Here is a 22,438-nt window from a genome sequence, read left to right on the forward strand (position 1 = left end):
ACCGTATGGTCACTCTCCGATGCCCCGCGTGAGCAGGACGGCGGTGACGAACCTGCGGTAGAGGCGGATCGGGTCCTCGTCGGTCAGGCGAACGGTGACGGCGTCGGCACGTTCGATGCCGTTGATCCAGGTGGCCATCTCCGCCAGGTCGGGGTTGCGGAAACGTACGGTGAGCGTGGCCGGCAGCGCGATGCTCGGCGGGGTGGCCTGAGGCAGGGCGCGTACCGCTTCGTAGGCGGCCTGGCGTATCAGTGCGCGGGCCTCGGTGGGGTGCAGGCTGTCGGCGGCGAACCGGGACACCGACGACTTGACCACGGCGCTGTGGATGCCCGGGCAGAACGGCTCGATCTCGGCGGCCGTCGTATCGTCCCCGGTGATCAGCACCACGGGTACGCCGTGCCCCAGCGCCACCAGTGCGTTGATGCCGCTCTCCCCCGCGGTGACGCCGTTGAGCAGCACCTCGCTGATCGCCAGTGGGTTGTAGGTGTGCGAGAGAGCAGCCGGCCCGGCCGCCATCGAGCCGTGGTACGAGACGAAGAAAACGCCGTCGAACGAGGAGTCCAGGCCCTGCATCATGTATAGGGGCTTGTGCCGGCCGGAGAGGTAACGCGCCCGGCCGGCCAGGGCGTCGGGGCGCAGGTTCGCCATCTTCCCGTGCGAGTCGTTGACCAGGAATCCGGTCGCGCCGCCGGCCATGGCCCCCTCGATGGCGGCGTTGACCTCCTCCTGCAACAGGCCCCGGTAGTGGGCGTATTCGGGCTCCGGCGGCCGGCACTGCGTCCAGTCGACGACGCCTGCGGTGCCTTCCATGTCGGACGACACAAAGATCCTCACAAGCAGCTCCACGTGTGCGGTGGGGTGGGTTGGGGTGTGGTGGATTGGGGTGATGTGCGGTCCTGTCGTCCCGACCTACCCCGTTGTGCGCCCTGTGCACCGTGGAGATGGCTTACGCGGATGGAGATGGCTTACGCGGACTGCCTTTCGCGTCGAAGGCCGCGCCTGTGCATACGCAGGCGCATATGCACGCACCCGCATGGGTTTGGTCAGGCGGCGGCGAGGGAGACCTCGGTCGACTTGATCAGCGCGACGACGGAGGTCCCGGAGGCCAGGCCGAGAGCCTCGACGGCGTCCTTGGTGATGGCGGCGGTCAGTTCGCCGCCCTCGACGGTGACCTTCACCGAACCCATGGCTCCGCCGGTCGTGACGTCGGCGACGGTGCCGGGGATCTGGTTGCGGATGGAGACGCCTTCGACCGGGGCGGTTGCGAGGGCGACCTCGGTGGACTTCACCAGGGCTCTGACGGCGGAGCCCTCGGCCAGGCCCAGGTCCTTGACGGCATCGGCGGTGATCGCGGCGGTGATGTCCTGACCGCCGGCCAGGCGCACCTTCACGGAAGCCATGGCCTCACCGATGGTGACAGCGGTGACGGTACCGGGAATCTGGTTACGAATGGACATACCCATAGCTTGAACCCCTCACAAATCCGGAATCGGAATGGCGGGCACTGTGTGACCGGCATCGCGACCGACAGTATCGGGTGGAAAACCCAGCCATCGTGATCGTGTCACATGCGCCAACCGAATACGCGGAGCCACCTGGCACATATGCCCAGGCCATCGGCTCCCTGCAAACGAGACCCTGATGGCCTTTTCCTGGCGGCAACTGCGGTACCGAATCCGTGCCGGGTACGGAATTCGCCAACCGACTCGGAATCCCGACGGGAGACAAAAGGAGAGCGAGCTCGCTGAACGATGGTTTGTTCGTTCCCGCCTTCGGGGTCAGACGGCCAGACGGTCAGACGGCCAGTTGATCGAGGATCCCGGCCACCTCCGCCGACTTGAGCAGAAAGCCGACGTGACTGGTGGCCAGTGTGTGCACGTCGTACGGGTTGTCCGGCGTCAGGGCATCGGCTTCGGCGATCAGGCGGTCCTGCATGGCCACGGGAAGCGACCGGTCGTCGGTGAGACGGATGTAGGTGCGGGCGATGGTGCCCCAGGTGTCCGCGTGGCCACGCGCGTCGGACATCATCACTGCCAGGGACTCGTCCGGTTGAAGGATGTTGAGGAAGGCCCGGAACTGTTCATCGGTGCCGTCCGCCATCATCGACGCCTTGAGCGCGGCCAGCATGACCGGGTCGGCGGTGCGGTAGTTGGCCCGGCCGACGCCGAGTTCGGCGGGGTCGCCGACGTTCAGCGCGGCCAGCGGTGCGAGCAGGTTGTCGCCGAACTCGGGCTCCTGCATGTACTCGATGGGGTTGGCGCGCTGTACGCACGACCAGCCGGAGATGTAGACGAGGCGGCTCACCAGGTCCGGGATGGTGTTGCCGACGCCGGTGATGGTGGTTCCGCCGAGGCTGGCGCCCACCAGTACCACCGGCCCGTGCCCGGCCATCCGCCGGACGACATCGACGACCATGTCGACGTTGTCCTGCAGGGTGACCCCGGCCAGTTTCGACGGCTCGGCAGCCCACGCGTCCAGGTCCTGCGGCGCCTGATAGGCGGCCGGGTACTGCGCGTCGAAGCCGTGCCCCGGGAGGTCGACGGCGAAGCTGCGGTGACCGAGCAGCGCCAGTTCGCGCTGGAGCGGGGCCCACATCAGCGAACTGGTGCACACGCCGTGCACGAGCACGAACGTCGCATTCGCCTCGCGGGCCCGGCGCGGACGGGGAGAGTTGGTGGAGAGAGGGGTCATACGGGTCAGTCCCATGTCCGGTGCACACCCGCGGGGCATGCAAGTGCCGTGAGATGCAGCGGTCTTCTGCGGGTTCCTCGGTCGGCGGCGGTCGCTGAGCGACTGCGGCGGCGGACGTCTTACGCGGTCCGAAGAGGAACGAACATACCGAACATGCCTGGGAGCCTATCAGCCCACGAATCACGGATCACTGCCGAGGCCGATTGACTTCCCAGGCAGGGCAGTTCCGGAATTCGGGGTACTTCGAGGAGGGGGCGAAGCGGATCGTCGCGCTGGGGTACACCTACGGCCCGGGGTGGCGCGCCCGGATCATCCGTCCGGCGGAGTTCCCCGGCCGGGGCGCGGCTCGTTGCTCAACGCACGAGCACCGTAAGCGCCTTGTCTTCGTTCGTTGCCGGCTTCCCGGCGCTGGGTTCGGTGTGGCGCCAGATGGAGGACGCATGTCAGAGCTGTTGCGGGTGCAGTGCTTCAACGTGTCCCGGGACGGGTTCGGTGCCGGTGAGGGGCAGTGCCCAGGGCGGTCCTTCGGGTACGCGGACCCCGCTCCGCTCTTCTCCTGGGCGGGCGCCACTGCCGGCGGGGGCACGCACCTGCTGTTCTGGAGGCGTTGAGCATCCACATACGGTCACCCGCGCGGGGCGCATGCCGCGAGGGACGGGTGACGTCATACCGGCCTTGTCGCCCGCATCGCGCATGGGGTCAGGTGCGCAGCGGCCGGCCCGCGGGTTCCGCGGGGCGGACGCCGCACGTGGTCGGCGAGGTTGGAGCCGGGCCGCGGCCGCGGTGAGCGGTGGCCGCGGCCCGGTGGTGTGCCGGGGTCCCCGTCGTCGTGAACGCTTCCAGGCGGCACTCCAGCCAGGCCAGGGCGCCGGTGGGTGGCGTGGCCCCCGTGCGCCTCGGCCTGCGGTGCTCCCGTTAGGCTGCCGAGCGCATGTCAGATCCACGTCAAGCCTTCGGGGGACTCTCATGACCACACCGCCGCCTGGTTCGCCCGGTCAGCAGCCGTACGGCTTCCCACCCCAACAGCCGCCCCAATACGGCCAGTATCCGCCCTACGGACAGCAGCCTCAGCAGCCCTACCCACCACAGCCCGTGCCTCCGGCCCCCGCGCCGGCGCCGGCCAGGAGTCGCTGGAACTTCGGCTGCGTCGGGTGGGCCGTCGTCGCGGTATGCCTGGCCCTCGTCGTCGGGCTGGTGGTGAAGTTCTTCTTCCTGGGCGGCTCCGACACCAGCCCGCGCCACGCCAAGGTCGGAGACTGTGTGCACGCCGCTAGCACCGCCCCCGGCAGCAAGGTCGAAAAGGTCACGTGCTCCGACGCCAAGGCGAACTACACCGTGGCGAAGCGGTACGAGTACGACGGCCTGATCGGCACCCGCAGTTGCCAGGACGTCCCTGGCGCCACCTTCCGGTACCACGGCCAGTACTACACCACCGTCCACCACCACCGGATCACGCACACCTACCTCCTGTGTCTCGCCCCGCGTAGCGGCACGTCAGGGAATGTGACTCCGACCGGACGGCCCTGACCAGATAGCGCCGGAGCGCAGCATCATGCGCCTGGGGCCCGCTCCGGGCCCGGGCGAGCCGGCCGGCGGGAGTGGATCCGGCCGGCCGTGCTCGGACATCCGCGCCGCCGTGGCGAAAAAGAATCTTCGGCGCCGATGTCGAGAACGGCGCATCGGCACCGACGAAGGGGGTGAGGAGGCGCACTGGACGCCTCACGTCGTAAGGAGCAGCACCATGAAGTACCTGATCATGATGTACCCGAACGCCGAGGTCATGGACGCGCTGTCGGAGGAGGAGCGGAACGCCGTCTTCCAGGGCCATGGCGAGTTCATGAACAAGATCAAGGAGACCGGCGAGTTCGTCAGCACTCTGGCGCTGGCCGGCCCCGACCAGAGCTCCGTGGTGCGCGTGCGCGGCGGGGTGCCGGCGGTGACGGACGGGCCGTACGCCGAGTTCAAGGAGTTCGTCGGCGGTTTCTACGTCGTCGAGGTCAAGGACCGTGACCGTGCCCACGAGCTCGCCGCGATGATCCCGGACGCCACGGTGGAGGGCCTGGGAATCGAGGTCCGGCCGATCGTCTTCAGCGACGACGCTTCGGCGTGACTCCCTGCCCGGGGGCCCTGCGCCCCCGGGCCCCGCTCCCCCTCGGGCGTTCGGCCGCTTGGAGGTGGCTTGCGGTGGCCTGCGATACGGTGTCGCCGTGTGCTATCGGGGCGCCCGGCAGCACCGCGAGCCGCATCTTCGGGGATGGTTGGAGTCCGTATGGCTGCCGCAGCGGGTATCGGCCCCGCGTTCCCGGGGCGTCGCCGGGGAGCCCGGTGAACCGCGACAGCGACGTCGGGGCGCTGCTGCGAGACCTCGTACCCCAGGTGGTGGACACCCTGGTACGCCGCCACGGCCGGTTCGAGACATGTGAGGACGCCGCCCAGGACGCGTTGCTCGACGCGATCGTGCAGTGGCGCACGGACGGCGTCCCGGACAATCCGCTGGGCTGGCTGACGACGGTCGCCTACCGCCGGCTCGCCGACCGGGCCCGCAGCGACATTGCCCGGCGGCGCAGGGAGGCCACGGTCGCGACCATGGTCCGCGCCGACGAGCCGGCGGAGTCCGGCCCCGCCGACCTCCACGCCTCCGACCAGGACGACTCGCTCATCCTGCTCTTCCTGTGCTGCCATCCCAGCATCTCCCCCTCGTCCCAGCTGGCGCTGACCCTGCGGGCCTGCGGCGGCCTGACGACAAGTCAGATCGCGCGGGCCTTTCTGGTGCCCGAGGCGACGATGGCGCAGCGCATCAGCCGCGCCAAGCAACGCATCCGGACGGCCGGCGCGACGTTCGAGCTGCCGCCGCCCGAGGACCGCCGGGAGCGGCTCGCCGTCGTCCTGCACGTGCTCTACCTGATCTTCAACGAGGGTTACACCAGCACGTCCGGCGCCGATCTGCACCAGGTCGAGCTGACCCGCGAGGCGATCCGGCTGACGCGCGCACTGCACCGTGCGCTGCCCGAGACCCCGGAGGTGACGGGCCTGCTCGCGCTGATGCTGCTGACCGATGCCCGGCGCCCCGCGCGGACCGACGACGACGGCAACCTCATCCCGCTCGCCGAACAGGACCGCACCCACTGGGACGGGGTAGCCCTGAAGGAGGGCATCGAGCTGACCGCCGAGGCGCTGGCCCGCGAGCCGATGGGCCCGTATCAGTTGCAGGCCGCCATCGCCGCGCTGCACGCCGAGGCGGGCAGCGCCGACGAGACCGACTGGCTGCAGATCGTGATCCTCTACCGCCTCCTGGAGCAGGTTTCGCCCAATCCGATGGTGACGCTCAACCACGCCGTGTCCGCGGCCATGGCGCGCGGCCCGCGGGCGGGCCTGGAACTGCTGCGGCCGCTGGAGGAGGACGACCGGGTGGCCGAGCACCACCGGCTGCACGCCGTGCGCGGCCATCTGCTGGAGATGGCCGGTGATCGCGATGCGGCCCGCGAGAGCTACCGGGAGGCGGCGCGCCGTACCGCCAGTCTCCCCGAGCGGCGGTTCCTGGAGTCCCGGGCGAACCGCCTGAGCGACACCGCCGGCTGATCCGCGCAGTCGCACCGCCCTTCGGGGAAAAAGTTCCGCGCTCTGGCCCCCCGCTGACGCGGTCGGCCCCGGAGGGTCGGTCAGACGCGGTCGGCGGCGATGAGGAGGTAGTGGAAGCTGCCCTCGCGGTATGCGGTCAGGAAGGGGTCCTCGACGCCGGTGGCGAGGGAGGACTGGGCGCGCAGCTCCCAGTAGGGAATGGTGGCCGCGGTGAGGTCGACGACGTTCATGGGTACCAGGCCGTTGGCGGCAAGCGCCTTGAAGTAGGCGCTGCGGGGGTGGATGTTGCAGGTGTAGTGCTCGTCGATCCGGCTGACCGCCTTGGAGCGGCCGCCGGTCACGTCGTTGTAGCAACCCGTGATGACGACATAGCGGCCGCCGAAGGCCAGTTGGCGCGCGTGCTCGGCGAAGAGCGCGAACAGGTCGACGTACATGGTGGACTCGTTGTTCCAGATGCCCTGGAAGGCTCCGCTCGGGAAGCCGGTGTCCAGCATGTTGCGGAAGTGGTAGCGCACCTTGTCGTCCACCCCGCGCTTGCGTGCCTGGCCGTTGGCGAAGTCGACCTGTGCCTGGGAGATGGACACCCCGTCGACCTGGCAGCCGAAGCGCGCGTTGGCCATGATGCTGCTGCCGCCGCGGCCGCATCCGGCGTCGAGGAGGCGGTGCTCGGGCGCGATGAGGCCGAGGTGGTCGAGGAGGGTGTCGGCCTGTGCCGATTCCAGTCGGTGCAGCTCCTCGATGATGCGGGCGTCGCGGGTCTCCTCGGGTCCTTCCAGGACCGAGGGGTCGTAGTCGCCGAGCCCGTAGTGGTGGTGGTACAGGCCGTCGACATCGCCCAGGCTCAGGTTGACCGGGTCCTTCTCGTTGTTCCAGTACTCCGCGACGGACTTCTGGTAGGCGGTGCGCAGTACCGGCGGCGCGGGGGAAAGGGGGGTGGTGGTCATGCGGGTGCTGCTCCTTGAGTGCATGCGGAGGGAGAGAGGGAAGAAAGGGGGAGGGAAGAGGGAGACCGCGTGGTGGCGGTGAGAAAGAGGGAATGCTGGGCTCAGGCTTCGTTGTAGCGGAGGCTGCCGCTGTGCCATTCGCGGTTGCCGCCGAGCCAGGCCCAGACACCCGCGAGGAAGTGGCGCAGCTGCGGCGAGCCGGTGACGGCGAGGGCCGCGGCCTCCGTCTCGAAGGTGCGCACCAGCTCGTCGTGGATCTCCACGCTGCGTGCCACCGCCTCGTGCGGCGTACACCCCTCCTCCGCGGCGATCACGGTGGGCAGGTTGAACTCCACGCCCGTGGAATGGTGTTCCTTGGTCATCGAGTACAGGTCGTTGACGAGGGTGCTGGCCGTGGCGGCCATGGTCACGGCGCGACGGACCCGCGGCGCGGAGTACTCGACGGCAGCCAGCGGGTTGCCGCTGACCACGTCGACGAGGGCGATGCAGGGCAGGAAGCTGTTGGCCTGACGGTGCGCCAAGTACTCGCGGACGGTGGGCATATGGCCGCAGGAGCGCCAGGAGCCCTCCTGTCCGTAGCCCACGAAGAGGACGGCGACCTCGTGGCGGAGTCGGGCCATCTGGGAGGGATCCGCGTAGCCGGCCAGGTCCCGCAGCCCCGCGCGCAGCGCGACCCGCACGGGGTCGCCGGCCATGTCCTGTTCCCATGCGGGTGCGTGTCCGGCCGGGAGGTGGGCGGGATCGAGGGCCGCATAGGCGAGACCGAGGTGCGAGCCGAGGAGTTCGGTTCGCGATCCCATGGTCTCGTCGTCGCAGTAGTAGTCGTCCGTGGCCCACTCGGCCAGTGCACACTTGGCCGCGGCCAGCAGCCGGTCCGGGTCGTCGCTGTCGGGGTGAGCCAGCATCATCAGGCGCCCGAAATCGGCCGCCCGCACGCGTGCGAGGCGTCCGGCGTAGAGACCGACCCGCTCCGCCCAGTCCACCAGTCGGTCGTTGACCTCCTGGCCGAGTGCCTGGTCGTCCCGGACCGCGGGCGGGCAGTACAGCTCGGGAACTCCGCTGCCGGGCCTGCCCGTCGGGTCGGAAGTGCCGTCGGCCGGTTTCCGGGCCGCGACACGGGCGGCGGAGGTGCCGAGCCCCGTCGGCCCGGTGGGCACGGCGGTGCGCGCCTGCCGGAGCGTGGTGCCCGGCAGGGCCTGCGGCGCGGGAGGGCGGATTCCCCGGCCGTGGGTGAGGAGTGTGGCGGCGAGGCGCGCCACATGGTGGTGGGCCCTGGGCGCGGCCATCCGGGACAGCTGTGACACCGGTTCTTCTCTCCGTTCGCGCCGTCGACGTCAGGACGGGGTGTGGAAGACCTCGACGTTCTCCAGGACGCCCAGCGCGTCGGGCACGAGAACGGCCGCCGAGTAGTAGGTGCTGACCAGGTAGGAGATCAGGGCCTGGTCGTTGATGCCCATGAACCGTACGTTGAGGCCCGGCTCGTACTCGTCGGGGATGCCTGTCTGGCGCAGGCCGACCACCCCTTCGTCGTCCTCGCCCAGGCGCATCGCGAGGATGGCGGACGTGCCCTCCTCCGAGACCGGGATCTTGCCGCAGGGCAGGATCGGCACACCCCGCCAGGCGGGCACCGGGTGTCCGGCCACCTCGGCGCTGTCGAAGGACAGGCCCCGCTTGTTGCATTCGCGGCCGAAGGCGGCGATGGCACGCGGGTGCGCGAAGAACGCCTTGGTCCCGCGCCGCATGCTCAGCAGCTCGTCCATGTCGTCCGGCGTGGGCGGGCCGGAGTGGGTGGAGATGCGCTGGCTGTAGTCGGCGTTGTGCAGCAGCCCGAACTCCGGGTTGTTGACCAGCTCGGACTCCTGGCGTTCGCGCAGGGCCTCGATGGTCAGCCGCAGCTGCTGCTCGACCTGGTCCATCGGTTCGTTGTAGAGGTCGGCAACCCGGGTGTGCACCCGCAGGACAGTCTGGGCCACGCTCAACTCGTACTCGCGGGGCTCCAGTTCGTAGTCGACGAAGGTGCCCGGGATCACCGGCTCACCGGTGTGGCCGGAGGCGAGGGCGATCTCGGCCTCGCCCTTCTTGTTCTGCGGCCGTGCCTGCTCCGCCTGGCGCCGCCGGACGTGCGCCCGCAACCCGGCGTTGCGGTCGGCCACTTCCTCGTACGCGGCCCGGGGCAGGGCCAGCACCGTGCAGGCCGTCAGCGCACGCGCGGTGAAGTCCCACTCCCCCGGCTCCTCGGCCACCGCCTGCCCGCCGAAGAACCCGCCGTCGGACAGCACACCCCGACGGGTCTCCTCGCTGTACCGGCCGGGGCCGACCTTCTCGACCTTGCCGCGCACGATCAGATAGACGTGGTCGACGGCCTCGCCGCGTTCGGCGATCAGCTGGCCGGGCCCGTACTGCTGCTGACGGCACCGGTCGGCGAGCGACCGCAGCGCCTGCTCGTCCTCGAACCCGCGCAGCAGTGGCAGTTCGCCGAGCTCGGCCGGGACGACCCGGACCGTACTCCCTTCCTGGACGAAGGTGACCCGGCCGTCGCCGACCTCGTACACCAGGCGCCGGTTGACCCGGTACGTGCCGCCCTTCACCTCCACCCAGGGCAGGGTGCGCAGCAGCCACCGCGAGCTGGTGCCCTGCATCTGCGGGGCGGTCTTGGTGGTGGTCGCCAGGTTCCGCGCAGCGGCGATCCCGAGGCTGAGCTGTGCCCGGCCGGTCGGCTCCTCGGGCTGCTGCCGGTACGCTGCGGTCGACATCCTGGTCCTTCCGTGGGGGCCCATGCATCAAGAAGGAGCCCTCGGAAGCGCCCGGGTGGGTGACGAGAGGCTCCTGTTACGTATGTTGCGTAAGTGAACCCAAGTGAACCAGCGGGTAGCGATGTTGGTCGAAACGACCGACAAGCCAGCGATCACTTTGCGCCAGGTGCCTGGCGGACGGGAGTCCGTTGAAGTCGGCGCAGAACGAGGACCCAGGCAGCACAGGCAGTCCGTTATGTCATGTTAAACCGCATTTTAAGCACTCCGCTACGCGCGACAGTCGAGCACACAGGGAGCCACGGGCGCTGCCGGCGAGGTGGCCGATAATGCACGTTCAAGCTCCCAGCTCCAGTCTGTCCCCGCCCCTCCCGCTCCGCCGCCTTCCGCTCTTCCCGCCCCCGCATGACTGTCAGTAGACGTCGCGGACATAGCGCTTGTCGGCAGTCAGGCGTCGGACGCAGGCGGTGGCCTCGTCGGTGTCCAGGCCGCCGTGCGTGGCGGCGATGTCCTTGAGTGCCTGGTCGACGTCCTTGGCCATGCGGCCGGCGTCGCCGCAGACATAGAAGTGGGCGCCTTCCTGGAGCCACCGCCACACGCGGGCACCGTTCTCGCGCATCCGGTCCTGGACATAGACCTTGTTGCGCTGGTCGCGCGAGAAAGCCAGGTCCAGGCGGTCGAGGTGGCCGGATGCCTGGTATCCCGCCAGTTCGTCGCGGTAGTAGAAGTCGGTGGCCCGGCGCTGTTCGCCGAAGAAGAGCCAGTTGGGACCGGTGTGGCCGCGGGCCCGGCGGTCTTCGAGGAAGCCGATGAAGGGCGCCACGCCGGTTCCGGGACCGACCATGATCATGGGGGTGGTGGGGTCGGCGGGCGGGCGGAAGTGCGGTGAGCGCTGCACGAAGACCTGTACCGGTCCGTCGTTGGCACAGTCGGCGAGATAGGTCGAACAGGTGCCTTTGCGGTCGCGGCCGAGGTCGTTGGTGTAGCGGACGACGGAGACGGTGAGGCGGACCTCGCCGGGATGGGCGAGCGGGCTGGAGGAGATGGAGTACAGCCGGGGCTGGAGGCGTTTGAGTACGGCAGTCCACTCCGCGGCGGACGCGCGGACCGGGAACTCGGCGAGGACGTCGGCTGCCTGGCGGCCCCAACTCCACTGCGCCAGCGTGTCCTTGTTGTCGGGACGCAGCAGTCGCTTCAGGTTCTGGCTGCCGGTGCGGTCCGCCACGAAGGTGAGCAGGTCGGTGGTGAGGCGGGTGATGTCCAGGCGGGTGCGCAGTGCTTCTTCGAAGGGCAGACGTGCGCCGTCGCCGAGTGCGACGGGCTCGTCGGGATCCAGTCCGGTGAGGGCCAGCCATTCGGTGACGAGACCGGCGCCGTTGACCGGCCATACGCCGAGGGCGTCGCCGGCGTCGTAGGCGAGTTCGCCGTCGCGGGTGTCGAAGGCGAACTGCCGTACCTCCTTCTGGGAGCCGGGCAGGCTCAGCAGCCGGTTGCCGACGAGGAGGGTGGCGAAGGGTGCCGCCTTGGTGTGGCGGGTCGGGGTGAGAGTGGGCGACTGGGAGGGGGTGGGTGACTGGGAGGAGGCGCCTTGGGCGGTGGGCGCCTCGGCCGTGCGCGCGGCCGCGGGGGGCTGGCCGTCGGGGGTGGCCAGGGCGGTGGACACCTGGCCGAGCCACTGTGCGGCGGCCTCCTCGTAGTCGGGCTCGCAGTCGGTGCGGGCGAGGAGCCGGGTGGCTCCGAGCGCGTGGAGCCGTTCGTCGAGGCGGCGGCCGTGGCCGCAGAAGTCGTCGTAGGAGGAGTCGCCGAACGCCAGTACCGCGTAGCGGATGTCCTCCAGCGGCCCGGAGTCCGGGGCGGCGAGGGCCTGCCAGAAGTCGGCGCCGTTGTCGGGCGCGTCACCGTCGCCGAAGGTGCTGGTGACGATCAGCAGATCGGTGCCCGGGGCGAGCCGGGCCGGCGCGAGGGCGGCCATGGGCAGCAGTTCGGGGTCGCGGCCGGTCTCGGCGAGCCGGGCGGCGACGGTGGCCGCGAACTCCTCGGCGTTGCCGGTCTGCGAGGCCCACAGGACGACCAGGCGACGGGAGGGTGTGTCCGTGCCGGTGGTCCCGGTGGCGGTCCGGGCGGGCTCGGGTGCCGGTGTGGTGGGTGCGGCGGTGCGGGAGAACATGCCGGCGAGGACGCCGTCGACCCACAGTGCGGAGTCCGGGGCGAAGGGCGCGTCGGGCGGCAGTGTGGGGATGCGCCCGTCGTGCGGGGCCACGGCGAGGCCGGAGAGATAGCCGGCGAGGTAGCGGCGTTCCGGCTCGGCCAGGGGTACGGGGGTGAGGTCGGTGAGGCCGAACAGCGTGGCGAGCGCGGGCACGGCGGCGTCCGGGGAGGTGGGTGCGGCGGCCGGGTCGGGGGCGGGGTCCATGGGCGGTTCCTGGTGCGCGGCGGTCGCCGGGGCGGACTCGGGCCGGCCGCCGGGGCGGGCCGCGGGGACGGGAGCGGAGGTCTTGGCGAGGGCGACGGCGCAGAACTTGAACTCGGGTTGGAAGGAGGTCGGGTCGACTGCGTCGTGGGTGACGGCGTTGACGCTGAGGTACTCGCCGAACAGGTCGTTCCAGTGGAAGGGCGCGAAGCAGGTGCCCGGCCGGACTCGGTCGGTGACGGTGGCGGGGAGCACGGCCCGGCCGCGGCGGGAGGCGACCTCGACGTGATCGCCCGCCACGATTCCCATGGCGCCGGCATCCTCGGGATGGATCTCCAGGAACGGGCCGGGGTTGAGTTTCGCGAGTTTGGCGACCTTGCCGGTCTTGGTCATCGTGTGCCACTGGTGCTGGAGGCGGCCGGTGTTCAGGACGAACGGGTAGTCGTCGTCGGGGAGTTCGGCCGGTGGCAGGTGCGGACGGGCGAAGAAGCGGGCGCGTCCGCTGCCGGTCGGGAAGGCCAGGCGGGGGCGGGTGCCGTCCTCGCGTTCCCGCAGGGTCTGGCTGACGCCGTCGTTGCGGTAGCGGATCGGGTTGCGGTCCGGGCCGTCGGCGGCCGGGGCCGGCCACTGCACCGGTGTGGTGCGCAGCCGCTCGTAGGTCACGCCCCGCAGGTCCCAGCCGGTCCGGGGGTTCCATGCCTGTTTGAGTTCCTCGAACACCTCCTCGGCGGAGGTGTAGGTGAAGGCGTCGGCGAAGCCCATCGCGCAGGCCACCCGGGCGATCAGCTGCCAGTCGGGCAGTGCCTGTCCGGGCGGGTCGGCGGCCCCTTGCACCAGGGTGAGGTTCCGCTCGGAGTTGACCATCACGCCGTCGGACTCCGCCCACAGCGTCGCGGGCAGGACGACATCGGCGTAGGCGTTGGTCTCGGTCTCGGCGAAGACGTCCTGGGTGACGACGAGTTCGGCGGCTTCCAGACCGGCGATGACGGTCCTGCGGTTGGCGACCGAGGCGACCGGGTTGGTGCAGATGATCCAGCACGCCTTGATGTCTCCGGCGGCCAACTGCTCGAACATCTCGATGGTGCCGCGCCCGGTCCCGGTCGGCAGGGAGCCCGCGGGGATCTGCCACAGGTCCTCGACGAAGGCGCGATCGGCGTCGTCCAGCACCGAACGCTGTCCGGGCAGGCCGGGGCCCATGTAGCCCATCTCGCGGCCGCCCATGGCGTTGGGCTGGCCGGTCAGCGAGAACGGTCCGGACCCCGGGCGGCAGATGGCGCCGGTGGCCAGGTGCAGGTTGATCAGGGCGTTGGTGTTCCAGGTGCCGTGAGTGGACTGGTTCAGGCCCATGGTCCAGCAGCTCGTCCACTCACCGGCCGTACCGATCCACCGCGCGGCCTGCCGGATGTCGTCCTCGGCCAGGCCGGTGAGCTCCGCGACCCGCTCGGGCGGGTAGTCCGCGAGGAAGTCGGGCATCTCCTCCCAGCCCTCGGTGAACTCGGCGATGAACTCCTCGTCGGTGTGGCCGTCGGCGACGAGCAGATGCAACAGCCCGTTCAGCAGGGCGAGGTCGGTGCCCGGCCTGATCTGCAGGAAGAGGTCGGCCCGTTCGGCGGTGGCGGTGCGGCGCGGATCGACGACGATCAGTTTGGCGCCGGCCTTGACCCGGTCCATCATGCGCAGGAAGAGGATCGGGTGGCAGTCGGCCATGTTGGCGCCGATGACGAGGAAGACATCGGCGCGATCGAGATCCTGGTAGGAGCCGGGCGGGCCGTCCGCGCCGAGCGACAGCTTGTAACCGGACCCGGCGGAGGCCATGCACAGCCGCGAGTTCGACTCGATGCGGTGGGTGCGCACAAAGCCCTTGGCCAACTTGTTCGCCAGGTACTGCGCCTCCAGCGACATCTGCCCGGAGACGTAGAAGGCCAGCGCGTCCGGCCCGTGTTCGTCCAGGATCGTCCGCAGTCGCCCGGCAACCGACGCGATGGCTTCGTCCACCGCCGTCCCGACCGGCTGGGCGCCGCGCTCGGGCCGTACCAGTGCCGTTTCCAACCGTCCCGGCGCGGCCATCATGTCCGCACTGGTCGCGCCCTTGGTGCACAGGCGGCCGCGGTTGGTGGGGTGTGCCTGGTCGCCGGACGCCTTCACCACCCGGCGACGGCCGTCGGCCGGGTCGCGCGCCACCTCCAGCACGATTCCGCAGCCGACGCCGCAGTACGAGCAGACGGTGCGGACGGTGCCGCCGTCCGACGAGCCAGATGCCACCGAATCCCCATCCCACGGTGCGTGTGCCTGTCCGGGCCGGGGCCGTCCCACCCTGGTGGGCGGCCCACGGCCAACACCGTAGGAGGCACGAATTTCCGGCCCGTCACGCGCCGGGCGCGCCTGGGGTTACGCCTCGCGCACAGGTCACCGGAGTGCCGTGTGAGGTGCCTGGGCCGGCGCGGCCGCCCGCGTCACGAGGTCTCCCCTCCCCGGCTCTTGCCTAGCCGGCCCCGACGCCTACACGTACACGTACGCCTACACCGGCACCACAGACACCAGAAGATACGCTCCTGGCTGTCACTACCTCCAATATCCAACGCCCACCTACGAAGCAATTTGGCTGATTTGCCAAGCAATTGGCAGATCATTGTTGATTCCCGGCCGCAGATGCAGGATGGGATCGCGCACCGGCCGGCGCACGAGAGCACACCGGCTCTCGTTCCCTGATCCTGCTCACGAGGCGAGGCGAGGCTCGATGACCACACGCTCCCAGGACGGCAGCGCCGGCGACGTCGACTACGGCGCGATCGGCTCCGGATACTCCTCCTTCCGCCGACCGGACCCGCGGATCGCCCAGTTCATCGCGGAAACCCTGGGCGAGTGCCGGACGGTCCTCAACGTCGGTGCCGGCGCCGGTTCGTACGAGACCGCCGCCCGGGAGGTGACCGCGGTCGAGCCCTCGGAGTCGATGCGTGCCCAGCGGCCGGCGCGGCTCGCCCCGGCGATCGACGCCGTCGCCGAGGATCTGCCCTTCGCCGACGGGGAGTTCGACGGTGCGATGACGCTGTTCAGCGTGCACCAGTGGTCCGATGTCGCGGCCGGACTGCGCGAGATGCGGCGGGTGACCCGCGGGCCGGTCCTCCTCCTCACCTGCGACCCCGCCCTGGTACGGGACTTCTGGCTGTACCGCTACGCCCCCGAGGTCCTCGACACCGAGGCCGGCCGCTACCCGGCCATCGACACCCTGGCCGGCGCCCTCGGCGGCACCACCACGGTCCGGTCCGTCCCCATCCCCCTGGACTGCACGGACGGCTTCAACGAGGCGTACTACGGCCGCCCCGAGATGCTGCTCGACCCGGCGGCCCGCCAGGCGTGTTCGGCCTGGAGCTTCGTCGACGACCGGGTCCGCGAACACTTCGACACCGGTCTGCGCCGCGATCTGGACTCCGGTGCCTGGGACGAGGAGTTCGGCGGGCTGCGCCGTCAGCCGACGTACGACGGGTCGCTGGTCATCGTCCGAGCGATGCCGTGAGCGGCGATGCCATGAGCAGCGACCCTGATGGGGGCGGGTACGTCGGCCCAGGAAGTGCCCGCCGGGACGTCGGCGGCATGCACTGACGCGTCGTGTGCTACCGCCAACGACGTTTGATGACCGCGGTATTGGCGGCCCGGTCGTGCATGCACTGCCGGAACGGCTCGTTCCAGATGCAGGACAGTACGTTGATGAGGCCCAGGACCGGCACCATGCCGATGCCCAGATAGGCCAGCCAGCGTCCCAGGGCATGACCGAAGCCGAGCTTGTTGCCGGTTTCGATGTGGACGACGCGCAGGCCGCAGATGGCTTTGCCGACGGTGCCGCCCATCGCCGTCGTCAGCGGTTCGAAGAAGAGGCCGACGAGCAGCGTCCAGGCGAAGAGGCCGAGCACCACCGGCACCCCGCGGCTGTCTCCGGGCTTGAAAGTGCTGTACATCCAGATGTTCGCCGGCACCCAGGCACCCGCGATCAGCACGCCGGTGATCAGGGAGTCGATGAAGCGGGCGAGCAGGCGCATGCCGGGGGCCGCGAGCGCCTGCGGGGGCGGACCCTGCGGCCTGCCCATCTGCGGCTGCGGCGGCCCGTAGGACGGCACTGCGTACTGCGGCGGATAGGGCTGAGGTGTGACGCCCTGCGGCTGCCCGTAATGCGGTTGTGCGGGACCGAAGCCGGGGCCCGGGTGGTGGGGAGGTGGTGGCGGCTGGAAGTTACTCACGAAAGATGATCCAAGCCGATGTCCCGACACCGCGACAACTCGCGGTCCGCGAACCGGCCGCGTAGCCGTCGGCGGGTCCGGGGGCAAACGTTGTAGGTTGACCCCAACTCACGGGCGATTGCCCCTCGTTCAGCCTGGAGGCCGAGATGGATGCCCTCTACCCCCGCCTGTTGGTCACCCGCTTCGCGGAATGCTTCCGCTTCTACGACGCGGTGCTCCCCGAGCTACTGGGCGCGGTGCGCGTCAAGGGCGACGAGTCCGGCCCCTACGCCAACTGGGACCTCGCCGAGCAGGGCGTCCTGGTGCTGTTCGACCGCGCCGCGATGGCCGGCGTGGTCGGCACCTCGGAGCTGCCGCCTTCCGCCGGGCCGGCCCAGGACGGCGTGATGCTGGTCTCGCGGGTGCCCGACGTCGATGCGGCGTGGGAGTTCTGCCTGGCCCACGGCGGGGTACCGGTCACCCCCGCCACGGACCGCCCGGAGTGGGGACCGAGCCTGCGCACCGCCCACCTGCGGGACCCGGAAGGCATCCTGATCGAGCTCCAGTCCTACGACGGGTGAGCAGAAGGCTCTCGCGCATATCCACCCGCCTGCCCGATTTGTTAAGGTATCGCTTTCGTCTGCCCGCCGGCTGCCCCACTTGACTGCGGTGACCGGCTGTGGTGACTGGCGGCGGGGGAATGCGACGGCGGCAGCGGCAGTGCCCCGTCCGCCGTTGCGGGGCGCCTGTTCGTGCGAAAGGCGGCGCCTGACACCGTTGTGATTGTGGGGGAGAGAACAGTGCGACACGGCCGCATGTCCATCTTCGTCTGGCCGGCCCTCCTCGCACTCTCCCTGGGGCTGTGGGGCCTCACCCGCGAGCACAGCATGTGGCGGGACGAGGCGGCGACCTGGCAGGCGTCACACCGTTCGCCGGCCGAGATATGGCACATGGTTGGCCAGGCCGATGTCGTCCACGGCCTGTACTACGCGGTGATGCACGTGGCGTTCGCCCTCTTCGGCGACAGTCTGCTCACCCTGCGGCTACCTTCCGTGCTCGCCACGGCCACCGCATGCGGGCTGACGGCACTCGTGGGCGCCCGGCTCGCCGGCCGCGCGGTCGGGATCGCGGCCGGACTGGCCCTGGCGATCGTCCCGGCCGTCCAGGAACACGCCCAAGAAGGGCGCTCCTACGCCCTCGTCCTCGCCTTCGTGGTCCTTGCGACCTGGCTTCTCATCGAGGCTCTGCGCAAGCCGGGCAGGTGGTGGCGTTGGGTCTGTTACGCGGGAGCGGTGATGCTCGCCGCCTGGCTCAACTGGTTCTCGCTGTTTGCCCTGGTCGCCCACGGCGTCACGGTGGCCTGGGTGCGCCCGGGCCGCGCGCGGTGCGCCGGTTGGGGACTGGCCGCCTGCGGAGCCGTCGTCGGCACCCTGCCGGTCATCCTGACCAGCCGCGGCCAGGCATCCCTGGTCTCCTGGATCAGACCCCTCGGCTGGTCGACCGTGCTCGGTGTGCTGCTCACCGTCGCGGTCGCGGCCCTCTGCACACGTCTCCCGCACGCCCGCCGGACGGACACCCCCCGCGAGCAGGCCGCACTCCCCCGCTTCAACCTCGCAGCCGTCGCGCTCCCGCTCTGCGCTGTACCCCAGGTGTCCCTGGCGTTGATCTCCGTCGTCAAGCCGCTCTACCTCACCCGCTACGTACTGTTCGCCTACGTAGGGCTCGCCCTCCTCATCGGCGTCCTCCTGGTCGCCCTCACCACGCGTCTCAAAGCCCGCGTACGCGTGCTGCTCCCCGCCGCCGTGGCACTGGCCCTCCTGGCGCTGCTGCCGATAGAGCTGCGCCTGCGGACGGTGGAGAGCCGCGTCGACGACGTCCTGACCGCGGCAGCCACGGTCGACCGCGTCCGCAAGGCCGCCGACGGCGTCGTCTACATACCCGCCGCCCGCCGTGACACCGCCCTCGTCTCACCCCGTCAGTTCGCCGGCCTGCGGGACCTGGCCCTGGCCCGGGGCGCGGTGGAGTCGGGCACGTTGAAGGGTATAGAGGCCGGACCGCGCGACATAGAGCGGGCGATGCTCGCCGCCCGGCGCATCGTGCTCGTCACGGACCCGGGGTCCCGGCGCACCGGGACCGTGCGCGACCGCGCCAAGCAACGCGTCCTGGACGCGTACTTCGTCCGCCGCTCGGACAGCGTCCAGCGGGGCCGCCGAATAAGCGTCTACGAACGACGCCAACCACCCCCGCCCAGGCACTCGTAGCAGACGACCGCGTGAGGGTGAGGTCGGTTACCGCGTCCCGACGTCGTAGGCGGTGCCGTCGGCGTCGCGGCCTGGAGTTTGTCGGGGTTGGCCACGTTGTGGATCGCGGTGATCCGGCGTCGGCAGGAACCCGGCGCGATCATGACGGCCGCCAGCGGTGACCGGTCCGCGATCCACGACACATCCATGGCTGCGGTGTCGGACGGGCTGCGGTGTCGGACCCGACCGCATCGGGCACGGGATGTCGGGTCCGGCAAGGTGGTGCCCTCCTAACGTGAGTGAGCGAAAGGGAAGGAAACCGGGATGCTGGAGCGGCTGAACCAGGCCATGGACCACATCGAGGCGCATCTCGATCAGCCGATCGACGTGGCCGATCTCGCGCGCATCGCCGTCACGTCGGAGTACCACTTCCGTCGGCTGTTCTCCGCGCTGGCAGGCATCCCGCTGTCGGAGTACATCCGCCGCAGACGCCTGACCGTGGCGGGTGCCGAAGTGCTCGCCGGCCGGCGGACGTTGCTGGATGTCGCCATGCGCTACGGCTACAGCTCGGGAGAAGCCTTTGCCCGTGCGTTCCGGGCGGTCCACGGTGTGGGCCCGGGCGAGGCCCGGCGGACCGGCGCGGCTCTGCACGCGCAGCCCCGGATGTCCTTCCGCCTCGTCGTCGAAGGGAGCAGCAGTATGCGATACCGGATCGTGGACAAGGACGCGTTCCGTGTCGTCGGCAGGAAGGCCCGTGTCCCGCTCGTCCATGAGGGGGTCAACCCGGCCATCGCCGACTTCATCCGGGGGATCGGCCCCGAGACGCTGGGGCGTATCACGGCGCTGTCCGACCAGGAGCCGGCGGGGATCGTGGGGGTGAGCGACCAGCTCGATCCGAGCCGGGCGGAGGGGACCGAACTCGACTACTACCACGGCGTGGTGACGCGTGCCGAGGCACCCGAGGACATGGACGTCCTGGCCGTCCCGGCCGGGGCGTGGGCCGTCTTCGAGAGCTCCGGGCCGTTCCCGCAGGCGCTCCAGTGCCTGTGGCGGGACGTGTTCACGCAGTGGTTCCCCTCGAACCCGTACCGGAGCCGGCCGGGGCCCGAGATCCTGCGGGTGAGCCTGTCGGACGACCGGACGCAGGCGGACGCCGCGCTGTGGATTCCGGTGGAAGGAACCATCGCCTGAGCGGGCTTCGGCCGGTGGCCCGCGGGCAGGCCCCGCAGATCGTCGACGATCTGCGGGGCCTCAGCCGCGGTGGGCGCGGATGGCGATCAGACGACGTCGAACCGGTCGAGGTTCATCACCTTGTTCCACGCCGCGACGAAGTCGGTCACGAACTTCTCCTTCGCGTCGTCGCTCGCGTAGACCTCGGCGACCGCCCGCAGCTCGGAGTTGGAGCCGAAGACCAGGTCCGCACGGGTGCCGGTCCACTTGACCGTGCCGCCGGCGTCGCGGCCCTCGAACTCGTCCTGCGCCGAGGAGGTGGACTTCCACGTCGTGCCCATGTCGAGCAGGTTGACGAAGAAGTCGTTGGTCAGCGTGCCCGGCCGGTCGGTGAGGACGCCGTGCTTGGACTGGCCGTGGTTGGCACCCAGGACGCGCAGTCCGCCGACGAGGACGGTCATCTCGGGGGCGCTCAGCGTCAGCAGGTTCGCCTTGTCGAGCAGCAGGTACTCGGCCGGCAGGCGGTTGCCCTTGCCGACGTAGTTGCGGAAGCCGTCGGCGGCCGGCTCCAGGGCGTCGAACGACTCGACGTCCGTCTGGTCCTGCGTGGCGTCCACGCGGCCCGGCGTGAACGGCACCTCGATGGCGAAGCCGCCGTCCTTGGCCGCCTTCTCGACGGCCGCGCCGCCGGCGAGCACGATCAGGTCGGCCAGCGAGACCTGCTTGCCGCCCGCGGCGTTGAAGGACTGCTGGATGCCTTCGAGGGTGCGCAGCACCTGCGCCAGCTCGTCGGGGTTGTTGACCTCCCAGTTGCGCTGCGGCTCCAGGCGGATGCGGGCGCCGTTGGCACCGCCGCGCTTGTCGCTGCCGCGGAAGGAGGAGGCCGAGGCCCAGGCGGTCGAGACCAGCTGGGAGACCGTGAGGCCGGAGCCGAGGACCTGCTCCTTGAGGGCGGCGATGTCGGCGGCGTCGATCAGCTCGCCCTCGCGGGCCGGCAGCGGGTCCTGCCACAGCAGCACCTCGGAGGGGACCTCCGGGCCGAGGTAGCGGGCGACCGGGCCCATGTCACGGTGCGTCAGCTTGTACCAGGCGCGGGCGAAGGCGTCCGCGAGCTCCTCGGGGTGCTCGTAGAAGCGCCGCGAGATCGGCTCGTAGATCGGGTCGAAGCGCAGCGAGAGGTCGGTGGTGAGCATCGTCGGGCGGTGCTTCTTCGACGGGTCGTGCGCGTCCGGGACGATCTCCGGGGCGTCCTTGGCCACCCACTGGTGGGCGCCGGCCGGGCTCTTGGTGAGCTCGTAGTCGTACTCGAAGAGGTTCTTGAAGTAGCCGTTGCTCCACTGGGTGGGCGTACTGGTCCAGGTGACCTCCAGGCCGCTGGTGATCGCGTGCGGGCCGGCGCCGGTGCCGAAGGTGCTCTTCCAGCCGAGGCCCATCTGCTCCATCGGGGCGGCCTCGGGGTCCGGGCCGACGTTGTCCGCCGGGCCGGCGCCGTGGGTCTTGCCGAAGGTGTGGCCGCCGGCGATCAGGGCGACGGTCTCCTCGTCGTTCATCGCCATCCGGCGGAACGTCTCCCGGATGTCGCGGGCCGCGGCCAGCGGGTCGGGGTTGCCGTTGGGGCCCTCGGGGTTGACGTAGATGAGGCCCATCTGGACCGCGCCGAGCGGGTTCTCCAGCTCGCGGTCGCCGGTGTAGCGGGCGTCGCCGAGCCACTCGGTCTCGGGGCCCCAGTAGACGTCCTCCTCCGCCTCCCAGGCGTCCTCGCGGCCGCCGCCGAAGCCGAAGGTCTCGAAGCCCATCGTCTCCAGGGCGACGTTGCCGGTGAGGATCAGCAGGTCGGCCCAGGAGATGCTCTTGCCGTACTTCTTCTTGACCGGCCACAGCAGACGGCGGGCCTTGTCGAGGCTGGCGTTGTCCGGCCAGCTGTTGAGGGGTGCGAAGCGCTGCTGACCGGAGCCGGCGCCACCGCGGCCGTCGCTGATGCGGTACGTGCCGGCGCTGTGCCAGGCCATGCGGATCATGAGCGGGCCGTAGGTGCCGAAGTCGGCGGGCCACCAGTCCTGCGAGGTGGTCAGCGTCTCGGCGATGTCCCGCTTCACGGCCGCGAGGTCCAGGCTCCGGAACGCCGCGGCGTAGTCGAAGTCCTCGCCGAGGGGGTTCGCCACGGCGGGGTTCTTGGCGAGGATCTTGAGGTTGAGCCGCTCCGGCCACCACTGCCGGTTTCCGCCGCCCTGGGTGGGGTGCGCGGCACGCCCGTGAGCGACCGGGCAGCCACCTGCGGCGTCCGTCGCCTCTACGGTCTTTGCGTCATGGATCTCGGACTCAGACATGGGAATTCCTCCGGATGGGGCTGATCACGGTGCTCAGCGGTCGCGGCGGTGGAGCAGTCGGGCGCGGGCCGTACGGGAGGTGCGGGGAGAGACGGTCGGTGCGTGCCCCGGGGGCG

The 22,438-nt window shown here is 70.4% G+C and carries 16 protein-coding genes and 1 pseudogene; 8 read left to right on the forward strand and 9 right to left on the reverse strand.

Features of this window, described 5'->3' with window-relative positions:
* Window positions 1-9: 9 nt before the first annotated feature.
* From ACRAS8_RS01295 to ACRAS8_RS01305, 3 genes are all read right to left on the reverse strand, one after another.
* On the reverse strand, window positions 10-846 hold the full coding sequence (locus ACRAS8_RS01295; protein WP_438483869.1) for a M55 family metallopeptidase: 837 nt from the start codon (window positions 844-846) through the stop codon (window positions 10-12).
* Window positions 847-1,043: 197 nt separating this feature from the next.
* Window positions 1,044-1,463: a TOBE domain-containing protein gene (locus ACRAS8_RS01300; RefSeq protein WP_438483870.1), complete on the reverse strand. Its 420-nt coding sequence runs from the start codon at window positions 1,461-1,463 to the stop codon at window positions 1,044-1,046.
* Window positions 1,464-1,794: 331 nt separating this feature from the next.
* Complete coding sequence (locus ACRAS8_RS01305; protein WP_438490308.1) at window positions 1,795-2,691, reverse strand: alpha/beta fold hydrolase; 897 nt, start codon at window positions 2,689-2,691, stop codon at window positions 1,795-1,797.
* Window positions 2,692-3,131: 440 nt separating this feature from the next.
* Here ACRAS8_RS01305 and ACRAS8_RS01310 point away from each other — a divergent pair.
* The 4 genes and pseudogenes from ACRAS8_RS01310 to ACRAS8_RS01325 all read left to right on the forward strand — a co-directional run.
* Window positions 3,132-3,266: pseudogene (locus ACRAS8_RS01310) on the forward strand (dihydrofolate reductase family protein); the annotation flags it as partial.
* Window positions 3,267-3,657: 391 nt separating this feature from the next.
* On the forward strand, window positions 3,658-4,218 hold the full coding sequence (locus ACRAS8_RS01315) for an LppU/SCO3897 family protein (RefSeq protein ID WP_438483871.1): 561 nt from the start codon (window positions 3,658-3,660) through the stop codon (window positions 4,216-4,218).
* A gap of 214 nt (window positions 4,219-4,432) precedes the next feature.
* Window positions 4,433-4,801 carry a YciI family protein gene (locus ACRAS8_RS01320; RefSeq protein WP_438483872.1) on the forward strand — a complete coding sequence of 123 codons (369 nt, stop codon included), beginning with the start codon at window positions 4,433-4,435 and terminating at the stop codon, window positions 4,799-4,801.
* A gap of 215 nt (window positions 4,802-5,016) precedes the next feature.
* The gene (locus tag ACRAS8_RS01325) at window positions 5,017-6,270 is read left to right on the forward strand and encodes an RNA polymerase sigma factor (protein WP_438483873.1); all 1,254 of its coding nucleotides are present in this window, start codon (window positions 5,017-5,019) and stop codon (window positions 6,268-6,270) included.
* Window positions 6,271-6,350: 80 nt separating this feature from the next.
* Here ACRAS8_RS01325 and ACRAS8_RS01330 read toward each other — a convergent pair whose 3' ends face one another.
* The 4 genes from ACRAS8_RS01330 to ACRAS8_RS01345 form a co-directional block, all read right to left on the reverse strand.
* On the reverse strand, window positions 6,351-7,214 hold the full coding sequence (locus ACRAS8_RS01330) for a geranyl diphosphate 2-C-methyltransferase (RefSeq protein WP_438483874.1): 864 nt from the start codon (window positions 7,212-7,214) through the stop codon (window positions 6,351-6,353).
* A gap of 101 nt (window positions 7,215-7,315) precedes the next feature.
* Window positions 7,316-8,518, reverse strand: a complete 1,203-nt coding sequence (locus tag ACRAS8_RS01335; RefSeq protein WP_438483875.1) for a family 2 encapsulin nanocompartment cargo protein terpene cyclase — start codon at window positions 8,516-8,518, stop codon at window positions 7,316-7,318.
* Window positions 8,519-8,548: 30 nt separating this feature from the next.
* Entirely contained in the window at window positions 8,549-9,967 is a 1,419-nt protein-coding gene (locus ACRAS8_RS01340) for a family 2B encapsulin nanocompartment shell protein (protein WP_438483876.1), read from the reverse strand.
* Window positions 9,968-10,376: 409 nt separating this feature from the next.
* Window positions 10,377-14,636, reverse strand: a complete 4,260-nt coding sequence (locus tag ACRAS8_RS01345) for a molybdopterin-dependent oxidoreductase (protein WP_438483877.1) — start codon at window positions 14,634-14,636, stop codon at window positions 10,377-10,379.
* A gap of 475 nt (window positions 14,637-15,111) precedes the next feature.
* On the opposite strand from ACRAS8_RS01345, the gene ACRAS8_RS01350 reads away from it, so the two are divergent.
* Window positions 15,112-15,888 carry a class I SAM-dependent methyltransferase gene (locus ACRAS8_RS01350; RefSeq protein ID WP_438483878.1) on the forward strand — a complete coding sequence of 259 codons (777 nt, stop codon included), beginning with the start codon at window positions 15,112-15,114 and terminating at the stop codon, window positions 15,886-15,888.
* Window positions 15,889-15,985: 97 nt separating this feature from the next.
* Here ACRAS8_RS01350 and ACRAS8_RS01355 read toward each other — a convergent pair whose 3' ends face one another.
* The gene (locus ACRAS8_RS01355) at window positions 15,986-16,606 is read right to left on the reverse strand and encodes an RDD family protein (protein WP_438483879.1); all 621 of its coding nucleotides are present in this window, start codon (window positions 16,604-16,606) and stop codon (window positions 15,986-15,988) included.
* 146 nt (window positions 16,607-16,752) lie between these two features.
* Between ACRAS8_RS01355 and ACRAS8_RS01360 the strand changes: the two genes are divergently transcribed.
* The 3 genes from ACRAS8_RS01360 to ACRAS8_RS01370 all read left to right on the forward strand — a co-directional run bounded on the left by ACRAS8_RS01360 (window position 16,753) and on the right by ACRAS8_RS01370 (window position 20,016).
* A complete protein-coding gene (locus ACRAS8_RS01360; protein ID WP_438483880.1) occupies window positions 16,753-17,166 on the forward strand; it encodes a VOC family protein in 414 nt (137 codons plus the stop codon).
* 234 nt (window positions 17,167-17,400) lie between these two features.
* Window positions 17,401-18,846 carry a glycosyltransferase family 39 protein gene (locus ACRAS8_RS01365; protein ID WP_438483881.1) on the forward strand — a complete coding sequence of 482 codons (1,446 nt, stop codon included), beginning with the start codon at window positions 17,401-17,403 and terminating at the stop codon, window positions 18,844-18,846.
* 303 nt (window positions 18,847-19,149) lie between these two features.
* Entirely contained in the window at window positions 19,150-20,016 is an 867-nt protein-coding gene (locus tag ACRAS8_RS01370) for an AraC family transcriptional regulator (protein ID WP_438483882.1), read from the forward strand.
* Window positions 20,017-20,102: 86 nt separating this feature from the next.
* Here the strand turns inward: ACRAS8_RS01370 and katG are convergent, their stop codons facing one another.
* Entirely contained in the window at window positions 20,103-22,322 is a 2,220-nt protein-coding gene (gene katG, locus ACRAS8_RS01375; protein ID WP_438483883.1) for a catalase/peroxidase HPI, read from the reverse strand.
* Between the last annotated feature and the right edge of the window lie 116 nt (window positions 22,323-22,438).

This window comes from Streptomyces sp. S186 (assembly GCF_051603415.1).
Classification (GTDB): domain Bacteria; phylum Actinomycetota; class Actinomycetes; order Streptomycetales; family Streptomycetaceae; genus Streptomyces.

Coding starts and splice junctions, on each gene's coding strand:
- ACRAS8_RS01330 (WP_438483874.1), bottom strand. CDS start 7,214: ATGACCACCACCCCCCTTTCCCCCGCGCCGCCGGTACTGCGCACCGCC.
- ACRAS8_RS01315 (WP_438483871.1), top strand. CDS start 3,658: ATGACCACACCGCCGCCTGGTTCGCCCGGTCAGCAGCCGTACGGCTTC.
- ACRAS8_RS01370 (WP_438483882.1), top strand. CDS start 19,150: ATGCTGGAGCGGCTGAACCAGGCCATGGACCACATCGAGGCGCATCTC.
- ACRAS8_RS01320 (WP_438483872.1), top strand. CDS start 4,433: ATGAAGTACCTGATCATGATGTACCCGAACGCCGAGGTCATGGACGCG.
- ACRAS8_RS01360 (WP_438483880.1), top strand. CDS start 16,753: ATGGATGCCCTCTACCCCCGCCTGTTGGTCACCCGCTTCGCGGAATGC.
- ACRAS8_RS01300 (WP_438483870.1), bottom strand. CDS start 1,463: ATGGGTATGTCCATTCGTAACCAGATTCCCGGTACCGTCACCGCTGTC.
- ACRAS8_RS01365 (WP_438483881.1), top strand. CDS start 17,401: ATGTCCATCTTCGTCTGGCCGGCCCTCCTCGCACTCTCCCTGGGGCTG.
- ACRAS8_RS01340 (WP_438483876.1), bottom strand. CDS start 9,967: ATGTCGACCGCAGCGTACCGGCAGCAGCCCGAGGAGCCGACCGGCCGG.
- katG (WP_438483883.1), bottom strand. CDS start 22,322: ATGTCTGAGTCCGAGATCCATGACGCAAAGACCGTAGAGGCGACGGAC.
- ACRAS8_RS01350 (WP_438483878.1), top strand. CDS start 15,112: ATGACCACACGCTCCCAGGACGGCAGCGCCGGCGACGTCGACTACGGC.
- ACRAS8_RS01305 (WP_438490308.1), bottom strand. CDS start 2,691: ATGACCCCTCTCTCCACCAACTCTCCCCGTCCGCGCCGGGCCCGCGAG.